The organism is Microcoleus sp. ARI1-B5 (assembly GCF_036705795.1).
Taxonomy (GTDB): Bacteria; Cyanobacteriota; Cyanobacteriia; order Cyanobacteriales; family Microcoleaceae; genus Microcoleus.
Window position 1 is genome coordinate 23247 of the sequence record NZ_JAUBVK010000042.1, and the last position, 14852, is coordinate 38098.

General features: G+C 46.3%; 15 protein-coding genes. 7 read left to right on the top strand and 8 right to left on the bottom strand.

Features of this window, described 5'->3' with window-relative positions:
• Positions 1-94: 94 nt before the first annotated feature.
• The 4 genes from psaB to QUB63_RS32130 all read left to right on the top strand — a co-directional run bounded on the left by psaB (position 95) and on the right by QUB63_RS32130 (position 3963).
• Positions 95-2323 (top strand): photosystem I core protein PsaB, encoded by a 2229-nt coding sequence (psaB, locus tag QUB63_RS32115; protein WP_332949431.1) that lies wholly within the window; start codon positions 95-97, stop codon positions 2321-2323.
• 103 nt (positions 2324-2426) lie between these two features.
• Positions 2427-2771 (top strand): hypothetical protein, encoded by a 345-nt coding sequence (locus QUB63_RS32120; protein WP_332949432.1) that lies wholly within the window; start codon positions 2427-2429, stop codon positions 2769-2771.
• Positions 2768-2974, top strand: a complete 207-nt coding sequence (locus QUB63_RS32125) for a hypothetical protein (RefSeq protein ID WP_332949433.1) — start codon at positions 2768-2770, stop codon at positions 2972-2974. The genes QUB63_RS32120 and QUB63_RS32125 overlap by 4 nt, the downstream gene beginning before the upstream one ends.
• A gap of 65 nt (positions 2975-3039) precedes the next feature.
• Positions 3040-3963 carry a hypothetical protein gene (locus QUB63_RS32130; RefSeq protein ID WP_332949434.1) on the top strand — a complete coding sequence of 308 codons (924 nt, stop codon included), beginning with the start codon at positions 3040-3042 and terminating at the stop codon, positions 3961-3963.
• Positions 3964-4069: 106 nt separating this feature from the next.
• Here QUB63_RS32130 and QUB63_RS32135 read toward each other — a convergent pair whose 3' ends face one another.
• Positions 4070-4264 (bottom strand): hypothetical protein, encoded by a 195-nt coding sequence (locus QUB63_RS32135; protein ID WP_332949435.1) that lies wholly within the window; start codon positions 4262-4264, stop codon positions 4070-4072.
• A gap of 389 nt (positions 4265-4653) precedes the next feature.
• Between QUB63_RS32135 and QUB63_RS32140 the strand changes: the two genes are divergently transcribed.
• Entirely contained in the window at positions 4654-5235 is a 582-nt protein-coding gene (locus QUB63_RS32140; protein ID WP_332949437.1) for a group I truncated hemoglobin, read from the top strand.
• Between the two features lies 1 nt (position 5236).
• Positions 5237-5578 (top strand): hypothetical protein, encoded by a 342-nt coding sequence (locus tag QUB63_RS32145; RefSeq protein ID WP_332949438.1) that lies wholly within the window; start codon positions 5237-5239, stop codon positions 5576-5578.
• A 109-nt stretch (positions 5579-5687) separates the two neighbouring features.
• Here the strand turns inward: QUB63_RS32145 and QUB63_RS32150 are convergent, their stop codons facing one another.
• From QUB63_RS32150 to QUB63_RS32165, 4 genes are all read right to left on the bottom strand, one after another.
• Positions 5688-5882: a hypothetical protein gene (locus QUB63_RS32150; protein WP_332949435.1), complete on the bottom strand. Its 195-nt coding sequence runs from the start codon at positions 5880-5882 to the stop codon at positions 5688-5690.
• A 225-nt stretch (positions 5883-6107) separates the two neighbouring features.
• Complete coding sequence (locus QUB63_RS32155) at positions 6108-6320, bottom strand: helix-turn-helix domain-containing protein (RefSeq protein ID WP_332949454.1); 213 nt, start codon at positions 6318-6320, stop codon at positions 6108-6110.
• A 283-nt stretch (positions 6321-6603) separates the two neighbouring features.
• Positions 6604-7695 carry an RNA-guided endonuclease InsQ/TnpB family protein gene (locus QUB63_RS32160; protein ID WP_332949439.1) on the bottom strand — a complete coding sequence of 364 codons (1092 nt, stop codon included), beginning with the start codon at positions 7693-7695 and terminating at the stop codon, positions 6604-6606.
• 564 nt (positions 7696-8259) lie between these two features.
• The gene (locus QUB63_RS32165) at positions 8260-9693 is read right to left on the bottom strand and encodes a phosphoglucomutase/phosphomannomutase family protein (RefSeq protein WP_332949440.1); all 1434 of its coding nucleotides are present in this window, start codon (positions 9691-9693) and stop codon (positions 8260-8262) included.
• Between the two features lie 851 nt (positions 9694-10544).
• Here QUB63_RS32165 and QUB63_RS32170 point away from each other — a divergent pair.
• Positions 10545-11642 carry a hypothetical protein gene (locus tag QUB63_RS32170; protein WP_332949441.1) on the top strand — a complete coding sequence of 366 codons (1098 nt, stop codon included), beginning with the start codon at positions 10545-10547 and terminating at the stop codon, positions 11640-11642.
• Positions 11643-11705: 63 nt separating this feature from the next.
• Here the strand turns inward: QUB63_RS32170 and QUB63_RS32175 are convergent, their stop codons facing one another.
• The 3 genes from QUB63_RS32175 to nagA form a co-directional block, all read right to left on the bottom strand.
• On the bottom strand, positions 11706-12101 hold the full coding sequence (locus QUB63_RS32175; RefSeq protein ID WP_442921861.1) for a DUF423 domain-containing protein: 396 nt from the start codon (positions 12099-12101) through the stop codon (positions 11706-11708).
• 350 nt (positions 12102-12451) lie between these two features.
• Positions 12452-13138, bottom strand: coding sequence for a magnesium protoporphyrin IX methyltransferase (gene bchM, locus QUB63_RS32180; RefSeq protein WP_332949442.1), 687 nt, complete (start codon positions 13136-13138; stop codon positions 12452-12454).
• Between the two features lie 301 nt (positions 13139-13439).
• Positions 13440-14675, bottom strand: a complete 1236-nt coding sequence (gene nagA, locus QUB63_RS32185; RefSeq protein WP_332949443.1) for an N-acetylglucosamine-6-phosphate deacetylase — start codon at positions 14673-14675, stop codon at positions 13440-13442.
• Positions 14676-14852: the final 177 nt, after the last annotated feature.

Consider the following 14852-nt stretch of genomic DNA (forward strand, 5'->3'; position numbering starts at 1 on the left):
GGATTCGGGATTTGGGAGGAATCTCAAACTCTGAATCCAAACTCCGAACCGAATCCCTTCAATTTTGTTCAGGATTCAGGATTAATCAAGGCTTATGGCAACGAAATTTCCAAAATTTAGCCAAGACCTTGCCCAAGACCCGACCACAAGGCGGATCTGGTACGGGATTGCCACAGCGCACGACTTTGAAAGCCACGACGGCATGACCGAAGAAAATCTTTACCAAAAGATTTTTGCTTCTCACTTCGGCCACGTAGCAATCATTTTCTTGTGGACTTCGGGCAGCCTGTTCCACGTAGCATGGCAAGGTAACTTTGAACAGTGGATTAAAGACCCCCTAAACGTCCGCCCGATCGCTCACGCGATTTGGGACCCGCAATTCGGCGCTCCAGCAGTAGAAGCTTTCACTCAAGGGGGCGCTTCTAACCCGGTGGATATCTCTTACTCTGGTGTCTACCATTGGTGGTTCACCCAAGGGATTCGGACAAACGCCGACCTGTATCAAGGAGCTATCTTCTTGCTGCTGCTGGCTGCCGTCTTCCTGTTCGCAGGTTGGTTGCACCTCCAGCCCAAGTACCGCCCGAGCTTGTCTTGGTTCAAAAATGCTGAATCTCGCCTCAACCACCACTTGGCTGGTTTGTTCGGTGTCAGCTCTTTGGCTTGGACTGGTCACATGGTTCACGTTGCTATCCCCGAATCTCGCGGACAGCACGTAGGTTGGGACAACTTCCTGTCTACCCCGCCTCACCCGGCCGGTTTGGCTCCGTTCTTCACTGGTAACTGGGGCGTATACGCCGAGAATCCAGATGCAGCGAACCATGTCTTCGGTACCTCCGAAGGCGCGGGAACCGCAATTCTGACTTTCTTGGGCGGCTTCCACCCTCAGACAGAATCCCTGTGGCTGACAGACATCGCTCACCACCACTTGGCGATCGCAGTTCTGTTTATCGTTGCCGGTCATATGTACCGGACTAACTTCGGTATCGGTCACAGCATCAAAGAGATGTTGGATTCTAAGGCTGGTTTAGTAGGCGGCAAGAGTGAAGGTCAGTTCAACCTGCCTCACCAAGGCCTTTACGAAACCTACAACAACTCGCTCCACTTCCAACTGGCATTTCACCTTGCTGCTTTGGGCGTGATTACCTCGCTGGTAGCACAGCACATGTACGCGATGCCTCCCTACGCTTTCATAGGTAAGGACTTCACGACTCAGGCTGCGCTGTACACGCACCACCAGTACATTGCTGGTTTCATCATGGTCGGCGCTTTCGCCCACGGAGCTATCTTCTTGGTGCGGGACTACGATCCTGAAGCTAATAAAGGCAACGTGCTCGATCGCGTGTTGCAGCACAAAGAAGCGATTATCTCTCACTTGAGCTGGGTGTCGCTGTTCTTGGGCTTCCACACTCTCGGCTTGTACGTTCACAATGACGTTGTAGTTGCTTTCGGAACTCCTGAAAAGCAAATCTTGATTGAACCAGTGTTCGCACAGTTCATCCAAGCTGCTCACGGGAAGGCTCTGTACGGCATGGACGTGCTACTTTCCAACCCTGACAGCATTGCTTCTACCGCTTGGCCGAACTACGCTAACGTGTGGCTCCCAGGCTGGTTGGACGGGATTAACAACGGTACTAATTCTCTGTTCTTGGCGATCGGACCTGGCGATTTCTTGGTTCACCACGCGATCGCACTAGGCTTGCACACCACCACATTGATCTTGGTCAAGGGAGCTCTCGACTCTCGCGGTACTAAGCTGATGCCGGACAAGAAAGACTTCGGTTATGCTTTCCCCTGCGACGGCCCCGGCCGTGGCGGTACTTGCGACATCTCTGCTTGGGACTCTTTCTTCCTCGCTATGTTCTGGATGCTCAACACTCTGGGTTGGGTAACGTTCTACTGGCACTGGAAGCATCTGGGCATCTGGCAAGGTAACGTGGCTCAGTTCAATGAGTCTTCTACCTACCTGATGGGCTGGTTCCGCGATTACCTCTGGCTGTATTCCGCTCAGTTGATCAACGGTTACAACCCGTATGGTACTAACAACTTGTCTGTCTGGTCTTGGATGTTCTTATTCGGACACCTTGTTTGGGCAACTGGTTTCATGTTCCTGATCTCTTGGAGAGGTTACTGGCAAGAGTTGATCGAGACTTTGGTTTGGGCTCACGAGCGCACTCCTTTGGCTAACTTGGTTCGCTGGAAAGACAAGCCTGTTGCTTTGTCCATCATCCAAGGTCGTGTTGTTGGTCTGGCTCACTTTACTGTGGGATACATCCTCACTTACGCGGCTTTTGTAATTGCCTCGACGGCCGGGAAATTCGGGTAACTCTGAACTCTGGTTTCTAGGTAATTAAATGAAATCCCCTGCCTTCTGGCGGGGGATTTTTTTTGATATGTTGGTTAATTGTTGAGAGTGAAAAAAATTTTTTATGGCGAAGTTACCGCAGGAAACCACAAGCATAGTTTTGGATTTGCAGGCGAGGCTTTTGGACACAATTGATACTGCTAAAGCAGCCGAATTTACTATTCTCGAACAATTTGGCCAGGCTGAGGCAACCATTGAGGCTCTGGAGCAGCTTCAAAATATTACAGAACGCCTGAGAAATCCTTACTCTCGTTTTTGTACGTTGTTACTGCGAATAGCTGAGGCTCAACCTGTGGCTGACGCTGATACACTAGAGTTATTAAACCGAACTATGGAACAAGCACAAGCTACAATTGCTGGTGCACAGGTCAGCATTCGAGAATCTAAAGCAGATTTGAACTTATCATGACTCAAACAGTACAACTTCCCGACCCGGAGAAAGTTAAGCGAACCGTCGCTCGGTTGCGTGAAACTGGCCAACAGCTTGACGCGCTGACTATGGCGCTGGATGAATTGATTGCTAAGGTAGAGGCTGATATTCGCAACAGTCCGATTAATGTTCGCCGACGCGAGAAGGCGAAGCACTTGGGTGAATCTGTCAAGCACGAGTAAGAGGGCGATCGTATTCCCTATCTTTAATAGCATTTAATGTATGATTTTCAAATTTAGACAATGATATGCACTCAACGACAGAGCAACTCATCAACAAGTTCAAACAGTATGCGAAAAGTTTGAACCCGTTTTGGTGGGATACAGAGCGTAGAGGAAGCTTGAATGCCTGGAATCTGTTAGTCTCAGAAGGGTTTGTTCAGCTTGCAGACCTCGATCGAGCTATTACAGCGTGGAAAGCGATCGAGCGACGTGGATTGCCAGTTGACCCAAAGGAATATCCGGGCTATGAATACGCACCACCTCGACGCAAACGTGAAGATAAATCCTGGAATCCATATTTACAATCACAGCATTTCAAGTATTACAATGCTTTAGCATACTTCTTAAAAAATAGTTTGCAGAATCTTAAAGTTTACAGTTTGAGGAGTATTCAAAGTAGCCTCAACGCTCGTCGGGGGTCGGGCGAATTTAAGATTTATATAATTGTTGGTCAAACTCCTGATTCGGACTGGATTTGTCTTGCTCCTACCGTTCCGGATCGAGTTTGGAATCGATACGAGTTATCATATCATCCAGCTTTCGCGTCACTAACTTCCTGTGACTCACCAAACTTGGTAACACAAGATTTACATGATAAAATTTGCAAAATTATTGCAAAATTTAAACCTATTCAAGTGACTGGTTACTACAACGAATACAGCCACCATCATCAGATTTTTTGTACAGCAGCTTCTGAGGAAGCTACAGCAATTGAAAAAGCTATGAAGGTAGGCAAGTTTTTGGATGATGACATTTACTATTTCAACATAAATTATCATGACTTTTCTGAGGAGGAACCTGCTAATCAGTTAGTGCATGAATACCTGCAACACCAAAAACAATATATGTTTTGCTTTTGGGATGTTGGATGCGGATACCAGTTTGGCTGTACCGCACAGGGTGATTGGATTGGCTTGAGATACCAGAGCTTCATGGACTACAATCCTTGACAGTGGCACAACAATCCTGTCAGAGCAGACTCAATCGCCATTCTCCCTCACCTCACAAAAATCCCGTGAAGCGAAGCTATCCCCAGCGTGAATCGCCCTCAACCCCTCAAATCTCCCCATTCACCTGCATCTGATGCACCTTGTCAGCCAACTCTTGCAAGCGCTTTTTGTCCAACTCGTCAATCGCCAGCATCCCGACATAGATGATTTCCTTCAGCGTTAGTCGGGTTGCTAGCGCCTTTTTCTGCACAAGTTCCTTGATGATGGGGCTCACCCCGATGGCGGTACTGGCTCTAGTCATCCAATTTTAGATTTTAGATTTTAGATTTTAGATTGATCCCACAGATGAATCCGAGGCCCCGAACCAAATTGCTTGATTGTCACAAAGGTAACGGGAGATTAATAACTTGGATTAAATCTTAGCACTTTTCACCTGAGCTTTTAGATGGGATGCAACTTGTTTAACCGCGTTTTGACAAGATGCAACACAATGTGAAGTCAATCTCTCAAAAAATGCTGACTTATCTAAGAAATATTACAAACTCTACCGTAAGATGATTTGATGGTAAAGTTATCAATTGATGTGGAGAGCGATCGCTCTCCATCGTCGCACCGAGCTAGAGACTAAGTTGAGTTTGGCTTAGACATCGGCTGCTGGCTTTTTAACCCTATGTCTCTGTAAATGACCGAGTGCTGACGATTCAATTTACCATCACAATTGGAGATTTTTCAATGAAACTCAGTAAATCTTTGGCAACGTTATTGACATTAATTTGTATCACAGTCATAGTTGTGACTACTTTCAGATTAAGCCCTAGTTTCGCTCGTTCTACGCCTGTGATGTCAGCACAAGAATCAGCAGAAAAAGTAACTACAGATCTGATAGCACAAGGTTCTTCAGGAAGATCTCTCTACACTAGGTTAGGAGGCTACAACGCGATCGCAACAGTCATTGATGATGCAGCAAATTTCATATTCAATGACCAACTAATTGGTAAATACTTTATTGGCTTGAGCACAAACTCAAAACAGAGGCTGCGTCAGTTGTTAGTGGATCAATTCTGCCAAGCGGCAGGGGGACCTTGTGTTTATACAGGGCGGACTATGAAGCTTTCCCATAGTGGAATAGGTGGAGGTCTAACGAACAGTGAATTTAACGCTTTTGCTAATGGTGTGTCCCAAGCTCTCGATAAAAATAGGGTCAATCAATCAGAGAAAGCCGAAGTCCTGGCATTTGTTGAGAGTCTCAGAAGCAAGATTGTCGAAAAGTAATATGAAACGCTCGAATCTCCTCCTGCTCTCGGTTGCATTTCTGCTGCTGTCAGGAATGGCAACGGCCGACGCAGCCGGTGCAAAACCGTCACAGGCAACCACCGAGATGAAAGTTCCAGTATCCCCAATGCCGAGGCAGTCTTCTGAGCGCTTTTCCATGCCTGCTATTTTTGCTCCACCCCATGCTCAATCCAACGATCGACCTTTTTGTTTTTATCAGCGCTCCGATACCACGATAGTTGATTTGAGCAGACTGTGTGGGGCTAAGAGCACCGAAACGGGTACAAATACTAGATGGGAGAACGCTCCTGTTGAGGAGAAGAAGACCCCAATTTATTGGTAGAAAAATGAGAATTTGTTTCAGTAGACGAATTACATAGGAGCGCCCTTGCTTTACTTCACTCGAAGTGGGTGAAGTAAAGCTATCCCGAGCGTGAATCGCGCTTTTCCCCTCAAATTTCACCATTCACCTGCATCTGATGCACCTTGTCAGCCAACTCTTGCAAGCGCTTTTTGTCCAACTCGTCAATCGCCAGCATCCCGACATAGATGATTTCCTTCAGCGTTAGTCGGGTTGCTAGCGCCTTTTTCTGCACAAGTTCCTTGATGATGGGGCTCACCCCGATGGCGGTACTGGCTCTAGTCATCCAATTTTAGATTTTAGATTTTAGATTTTAGATTGATCCCACAGATGAATCCGAGGCCCCGAACCAAATTGCTTGATTGTCACAAAGGTAACGGGAGATTAATAACTTGGATTAAATCTTAGCACTTTTCACCTGAGCTTTTAGCTGCGATGCTAAATGCTTAAGCGCGTCTTGACTAGACGAAACACAAGGGTTTATAGTGGAAACGTGGAAAGGCCGATCGACCTATTCCTCCAAAATCTCCACCAAATCCTCAATCATCACATCAAAAGTCCTAGCCAATTTGTGGATGGCGGTAAAATCAACCATTGCCATTTCAGGACGGCGAGCATAGCTTCTGACTGTACTGTAAATTACCCCAGAACGATCGGACACTTCCTTCAGTGTCCAGCCTTTCTCAGCCGCCAGTTCCCGAATTTTCAGCCTGACTAAACCCATGCTTGACAGTTGATGCAATTGCGTCATATAATAGGACATACAAACCGAAAGCGCGTTCTCAGTCTACAAGACTCACGGACTTTCAGCTATTCTTCCAAAATCTCCACCAAATCCTCAATCATCACGTCAAAAGTCCGAGCCAACCTGTGCAGGTAGGCAAAGTTAACGGTTGTCATGCCTTGACATTGGGCGTAGTTCCTAATGGTACTTTGACATACTCCCCGGCGTAAACGCGCGGGGATTCTAAGGTCAAACAGCGATTGCAGGCATGGCCTGTCTAACATCACCTAACTCGGGCGGTTGATGCCCCAACCGCACAAATATTCTTGGCAGCATTTTCATCCCGTCCATTGATCGATTGACAGGATGGACAGCGCCATTCTCTCACCGACAAATCCAATTCTTTCAGGACGTGTCCACAGTTTGAACAAGTCTTACTAGATGGATACCACTGGTCTATAAAAACGATTTGCTTATCTTTTTTATTGGCAACCCATTCAATAATTTGTAGAAATTCCCCAAACGCCAAGTCAGAAATTTTACGTCCCCAAAGACGTTGCATTCCTTGGAGATTTAATGTCTCAAAACACAGAATATCAAACCTATCGGTTAAATCATGAGCCAGCTTCCAAAACCAATCAGAGCGACGATTTACAACGTCTTCATACTTGCGAACTAAATTTTTTCTAGCTCTTTCACGGTTAGCCGAGCCTTTCACTTTTTTAGAATGTTGACGATTGGCTTTTTTAATAACAGTGAGAGATTGCCTGAGAAATTGAGGTGATTCAATCTGAGTGCCATCTGAAACTGTGAGAAATACTTTGAGGCCGAAGTCAAATCCAGCGATTTTACTCATCTCGAATTTTGCCTTTGAGCCAACAATATCATCAACAACTACGACCATAAACAATTCACCCAATGGGGTGCGTTTAATGGTTAGTGTTTTGACTTTCCCTTCAATCTCTCTGGAATTCCAATACTGATAAACTATCTGCCCAATCTTGATTCGATTGCCACCCAGAAATTTATACCCAGCTTGCTTGAGAGTGAATGATTTGTACTTGCGAACCTTCTTGAAGTTCGGCGGTCTAACTCCTTTATTATGATGCTTGAAAAACAATTGGTAAGCTCGCTCAATACGTTGACAGATGTCTTGCACAGCTTGAGAACCAACCAATTGCCAGAACTCTTGACGTTTACGTAGTTTGGCAATATGAGCTTGAAGTTTAGCACAGTTCAAATGCTTGCCCCACATACGGTAGTAGCGTTTGTGGAGCGCAATACAATGGTTGTAAATTACCCCAGCGGCATTGATTGACCGCTTGAGAAATCGATTTCGCTTGTGTTGATATAGCTTAAACTTCAAGGTTTTCATTCTACTATTTTACCATCAATAACTGTATTGTACAATTAAGAAATAATTAATTAGTGTGAGAAAGGAATACAAATTTCATTTTTTTAAGGAATGTTGCAAATTCGTTGGTAGAACTAAAAACTGACCAAATCCAAGGGACTCATTAGAAGCTTAAAGAAAAAAGCCGTCCTAAAAGGACGGGGCTTTAAACCCAATTTTCCGGTAAATTGGTAGGTACAGTTAAATCGGTCATTTCTACTTCAGCGCTGCAACAGCTACGAGATGTTTATGCCGCCGAAAAAGATTTGATGGAGAAATTTTAAAGTGCGATCGAATAATACTGATAATTTTGAGTTGTTTGTCAATTAATTTTGATTTGTTTGTCAATCATGGCTGACAAGTAGCGATGATTCACGTTCAGAAGCTTTGCAAGATTTATTAAAAATAGATAAGGTGTCCAGTGCGCGACCTAATCGGAACCAAGAAACCGGGTTTTTCAGCGATATTGATGATTTTCAGCAAGTATTTTCGTGAAAAAACCCGGTTTCTGGCAACCCGTTCGCCCAGGACTAAATCAGTGGAAATTTAAGCAGGTTCTAACTGGGAAATTACCTTTTCCATGTACTCGGCAACTTTGGTTTCCTTTTCCACAGAATTGGTTTCCATGTAAACGCGCATCAGAGGTTCAGTTCCCGAAGGCCGCAGTAATACCCAACCGCCGTCTTCAAGATAAAGTTTAATCCCGTCTTTGCGGCCGAGTTCCTTAACACCAATACCCGCTATTTCTGTCGGGGGATTCTTGGTGAAAGAGTCCAAAACGGCTGCTTTGTGCGCGTCATCTAGGTGCAAGTCCAAGCGTTTGTTGTACAGGGGGCCGTCGGCTTCTTTGATGGCTTCTTCTACTAATTGAGAAAGCGGTTTGCCTTCGTAGGCGATCGCCTCAGCAACTAGCATATCAGCCAAAATCCCGTCTTTTTCGGGGATGTGACCCAAAACGCTCAAACCGCCCGACTCTTCGCCACCGATGAGCACCGCTGTTTCCCGCATCTTTTCGCCGATGTATTTAAAGCCGACTGCGGTTTCGTAGATGGTTAAACCGTATTTGGCGGCCATATTGTCCAGCAAGTGGGTAGTTGCGACGGTACGGACGATCGCCCCAGTCAAGCCTTTATTCTTCACCAAGTGACGCGCCAACAGCAACAGTACAGTGTTTGGAGTCAAGACATTACCCAACTCGTCAACAATACCAAAGCGATCGCTGTCGCCATCGGTAGCCAAACCCAAATCAGCCGCATCCTTCTTAACAGCTTCCACCAACTCGACTAACTGTTCGCCCTTGGGCTCAGGCATTCCGCCCCCAAACAGCACGTCGCGGTAGGTGTGAAAACTTTCCACATCGCAGCCGCAGTGTTCCAAAACGCCGTCGAGATAGCCGCGAGAAGTCGAATAAAGAGCGTCGTACTTCACCTTCAACTTAGCAGAGCGAATCCGCTCCACATCGATCAAAGTATACAGAAACTTCAGATATTCGGGTTTCGGGTCAAAAGTGGAGATTTTATCGTTGTGGCTGCCTTTGGCTGGGGCATCAGAAGCACCAGCAATATTTGCCACAATGGTATCCGTAATTTCCGGGGTAGCCGGCCCTGCGTAGTCGGGGATGTATTTGATGCCGCAGTAAGGTGCGGGATTGTGCGATGCCGTGAACATCAGGGCGCCTGCGGAGTTGAGATGCTTGGCGCTGTAGGCGATGACTGGTGTCGGGCAATCTCGATCGACTACCATCACCGTCCATCCCAAATCTGCCAAGACGGACGCCGATGTGCGGGCGAATTCGTCTGCCAGAAAGCGGGTATCGTAGGATACTAGCACTGGACGGTCTTTGGTGTAAGCGGTTTCGAGGTAGCTGGCGATCGCCCGGGTGACTTTTCGCACGTTGGCAAAAGTAAAGTCATGGGCAATCAGTCCCCGCCACCCATCGGTTCCGAACTTGATTTCTGTTGAATTGCTGCTGGCGCTCATTTTATCCACTTCCTCTCGTCCTACTAATCGTACCCGAGGGATAGCCTTAAAGATGCACTGACCGTGCTGTTTATGAGGATCGATCGCCCGTGGGGCCCTTAAACCTAATCCTATGGTTGTAGGGACGGGCTACCACCTCCGGCAGAGGACTCGCAGCAGCCAGATTTGGTAAAATACCTAAGCGATCGGACGAGTCGATCTAAATTCCGGTTTGGCAGCCCTCAGGGGCGATCGGGAATCTCAAAAAAACTGAGCGCTGCCAAACCGCGCTGGCAATGGCATTAACGAAAATCACATAAATCTGATTCTCATCTCACATTTAATTATTTATTTATAAAAGCCGATGGTTGAATTTGTTAAGGTTTCCTAACAACCGCAGGGCTGAAAATAAATTTCTTGCTTCACCTAGGGAAATAAATTAATCAAAGTCACCGCTCGATCGTGATGTAGCCTAGATTCTTTGAGAAGGTAGGGCGATCCTCTTCGAGGGCTTCGCTAACGACAAAAGCGATCCAAAACAAAGATAAAATATCTCAAGGAGTAGTTGTTTCGAGGCATACTTGACTTTAATTCTGAGCTTTTAAGACAAATTAAATTTATTTTTCCCCGTATTTACAGGTCAAGAAAAAAATATCCGCTGGCGATCACATGGTGACGGTGATCGAGCGCACAATAAATAGCGTTATTAACGTGCAACTTATATAAGATGCAGGCAGTGCAGCCAAATGGCCCAGAGCTTTAAGCAAAATGGCTGATGACTGTCAGCCTAGAAATGCAGAAAATTGTAGTTAATAACGTTAAAAATTAGGGGAATCGATCGAGTGCGACTTCAAAAAAAAACGAGGTTTCTCATGACAGGTATTTCACAAGTATCTTCAAAGTCTTTACTTACGGGCGACGAAATTCTACAGGGCGACAGTCTTGCGTCACAGGGCATTACAGGATCGGAAACTCACAAACTCCCAGAGGGTAAAGGCGTTAGCGTTTCTTCCTTAGCAGTTAGCTGGGCAAAAAAATATTACAGTACAGTGGCGGCACGAGAAAACCAAGGGCCGCGGCAAATTCCCCAAACCCCAGAGTCAAACAATTTTTTTGAGGGAAATCGAGCCAAAATAGTTGACAAATTGACAGATACCCTGAAAGTAGCCAGCGAGATAGCTTGGAGTAAAGTAGAAGCGGTTTTAGGGGAAGAAATAGAGCGGCACGCGATCGATCCCAGCTTAATTAATCCTGAAGAAATTGCCGCCGACACTCGCACCTTATATCGGAAAGCAATAGACGCTTACGCCGATAGAGAGCCTGTTTTCCGCTTGTCAGTGCTGGTGGGAAAAGATATTGTCCGAGTGAGGCGGAAATACTCAGAGACAGATCCGTTAGTGCTGGGATTTGTGACGTTGGAGTTTCAATACACTAGCAAAATCTTGTTAGGATGTCTTTCGGAGTCAGAGCGATCGGAATTTGCACCCTACTTAAAAGTTGTAGACGACTACCTCCACATTCCCCACGGAGAGATGAACGAGGCTGCGGCGGATCATGCCCCGAATTCAAAAGCTCTCTTAGCCGTTCAGCATTTGTTGCCGCACACGACTCAGATTGCTAGTGCAGTGTACGATCGCGCTAGTTCCCAGCATCAAGGATATCGCAGCAGCAGCGGTTATTTGAGCCATCCGCAGGTAAAAATTTCTGGCATTCGGGATGTCGAGATTTTTCAAAGCTATTTGTGCTGGTGCGTTTTGGAAAAAAGCATTCGCCCGCTACAGCAAGAATTGTTTCCAATTTGCGTGATGCTGTACCCGAAACTTCATGTAAGTTGGGAATTAGTGCAGGATATGCTGCTGATTTTGTTTTGGGAAATATCCGATCGCCTCCCTGCTGCGGATGTTATGATATTTTTACCTTACTTGCGCACTGTGACAGAGATGTTTTCCAGCGATGTGTTTGACAATTAGGTAATTGGTAATTGGGAATTGGTAATTGGGAATTGGTAATTGGCGTCAGAATTTACCAATTGCCTATTTAAAAGTAAAAGCTGCAACTGCCAAACAGCCCCAACCGACAAGAAAAGCAACTCCGCCCAGCGGCGTGATTGCACCCAGCCATTTGATGTCTGTCAGACTCAGGGCATACAAACTGCCTGAAAAGACGATCGTGCCGACAATAAAAGCCCATCCAGCCGCTGCAAAAAAGGTTTGAGACTCTGGGGCGCGGTTTAATAGTAAAGCGACGAGCAATAGAGCCAGAGCGTGGTACATTTGATAGCGGGCGCCGGTCTCAAAAATTGCTAAAGCTCGATCGCTCAATTGATTTTTCAAAGCGTGGGAAGCAAAAGCGCCGCCTGCAACCGACAAACCTCCGAATACGGCTGCGGCTGCCATAAAAATGCGTGTTAGGATCGGCGTTGACATCATATTTATTTAATTGGTAATTGGTGAACATAAATAGACTTGAGTTGCATTCATTCACAAACTATATTAAAATCATCTGCGTTATCTGCGTTTATCTGCGGTTTCCCTATCAATGAAAAATTAGCGAAGCAATCCCATAATAGGGATCAGTCCTGTAGGTACGTTGTTGCGATGAAAGCGCTCTTTTATATACGAAAGAGCGCTTTCATCGCAACAACGTACCTTTATTTAATTTGACAGTTGCGCTCGCGAACTGTGGATGTTAATTTGCTTAACTCCGGGAAGGGAAGGAAAGGTACGCGGCGCGCCCCCTGCGTTTATGAGAAAGTCACTTTTTAGCCGATATTTTTAACCTATTTGCGCACAGCTTCCAGCAAGCGAGAATAGTAAAAGCTAGTGCTATTCATGGCTGTTCTGTTAATCACAAAACCGTTGCTTTCTAGGATTTTGATAATATCGGCTTCGCGGTGCTGGTAAGCGCGGGTAGTTTTGCTCGGGCCGGGGAAAAGTTCGCCAAATTTTTTGAGGGCGGTAAGTGTTAAAGTTTTGGGGGCAAAACTGAGAATTAGCCGCGATTGGGCGATCGAACTTAGGTGAGCAATCATGGACGCAGCCTTACTCTGAGGATAGTGGATCAGCACGTCCAGGCAAATAACCGTGTGAAATTTGCCCGTTAAAGCTTCCAAATCTTGGGCGGCGAAGGAGATGTTGTAGAGCTTGCCGGGAACGGCTGTCGATCGATCGTAGGCTTCTGCTACCATCTTTTCAGAAATATCGCTCGCGGAAACAATTGCCCCAGCCTCAGCTAGGGGAATGCTCAGAGATCCCACACCGCAGCCGGCATCGCACACACCAAGCCCGCGCAAATTGCCGTCTGCTTGCAGCCATTCGATGACTGTATCCACCGTTTTCTGGTGCCCGGTGCGGATGTCTAGCTGCACTTTGTTGACTTTGCCGTCGCCGTAAATTCGCTGCCAGCGATCGAATCCCGTCGAGTTAAAATACTGTCTAACTATAGTCTTGTCGTCTACCAAATTCATCGATCTGCCTGCTGCTGAGTTATTGCCAACGGTTTGATATTATAGCAGAAGAAAGTTCGGCAACGGATTTTTTAACGGATTTAACGGATGTCATGGATAGAAGGAAGTTCGGCAACGGCTTTTTTAACGGATTTAACGGATAGAAGGAATTGACCGTTTATGTTTCAGCAATGGAGAACGTCCTAATTTTCTGGCGCGATCGCTATTATACAGCAATCTGGAGCGGACAACGCGCAAATTGGAACAACCGATTTTAGATTGGAGATTTTAAATTGTAGATGAAAATCTCAAATCTCAAATCTCAAATCTCAAATAGTCGGTGCCAAGTCAATTCTTTTGTCGCCTCATTTAAATTCCAGCGCAACAATTGAGTGGCCGGTTCGCCGATAATTCCCGAAAGTCCTATCGCCTTTCTGGGAGATTCAGTTGCCAGGGCGATCGCACTTTCGGCCCCGCAAATCCCCCACTTCACCAAATTTTGCACTCCCGCCAACAGCGGCAGAGTTGTACCTGCTAAAGTAGCAGATTCCAGGGGCGAGTGGTAATCCAATCTTACCCAAGCCGTACCTTTTCTGACTTCAATTTGTCGGGAATCCCAAGGATAAACACCGTCAGGCAAACCCAAAGGAGCCAAAGCATCGCTCACTAAAAAAACTCCTGTTTCGTACCTGCCAGCCCGCAGCAAAAAATCGATCATTGTTGGAGAAACGTGCTTGCCGTCAGCAATTAAACCGCATTTTACTCCCGGATAAACGATCGCCGCTCCCAACAAACCCGGTTCTCGGTGGTGCAAACTCGGCATCGCATTAAAAGCGTGAGTTACCATGGAAGCTCCTTGCGCGAATGCTTGCTCCGCTTGCTCTGCAGTCGCTTGGGAGTGTCCGAGACTGACGGCAATTCCCAAACTTTGCAAATAGGGGATTACTTCGCCAGTGCTGTCTAACTCCGGCGCTAAAGTAATTATTTTGACAATATCGGCACAATCTCCTAAAACTTGCTTGACATTTTCTATAGTTAGGGGTAGTAAAAACTCAACTGGGTGAGCTCCTCGCTTCTGGGGGTTGAGAAAAGGGCCTTCGAGGTGAACCCCGATAATTTCGGCTGTTTTGGGTTTATTGGTGGCGGTAGCGGCGGTTTTTGCAGTGCGGATGCAATCAGCTATCGTCGAGAGCGATCGCCTAAACTTATCCAGGGAAGTTGTCACCAAAGTCGGCAAAAAAGCATCTACTCCCTGATACCATAAAAACTGACAAATTTTCGGTAAAACTTCAATATGCTTGCTTTCTAAATCGGGGAAAGCAAAACCGAGGGCCCCGTTAATCTGCAAGTCAACAGCGCCCAGAGAAACCAAGTTGCCTGCTACATCCAGGACTTGCAAATTGGGAGGAGCAATCCGCTTAAATACGGCGTCCATCGGGCAGACTTCTTGAATGATGCCCGCTTCATCAACAGCAAGCATCTGCAAATCTTTGCAGCCCGGGAGGCGAGCATTGAGAATATCTGTAGGGGCGGCAGTTCGGGTTGTGGCTTCAGTCATCCGATTTTAGATTTTAGATTTTAGATTTTAGATTTGCTCGCCTCGATCGATCTGGGGCTGGTTATGAGGATGCGGAGCTTTTTGCTTGGGGCAGGATGGCTTGTAACCCAATTGCTTTCGAGCGTCTGTTTTGCTACCAAATATCTAAATTTGAGTTAACGCCATAATTTAAAATTA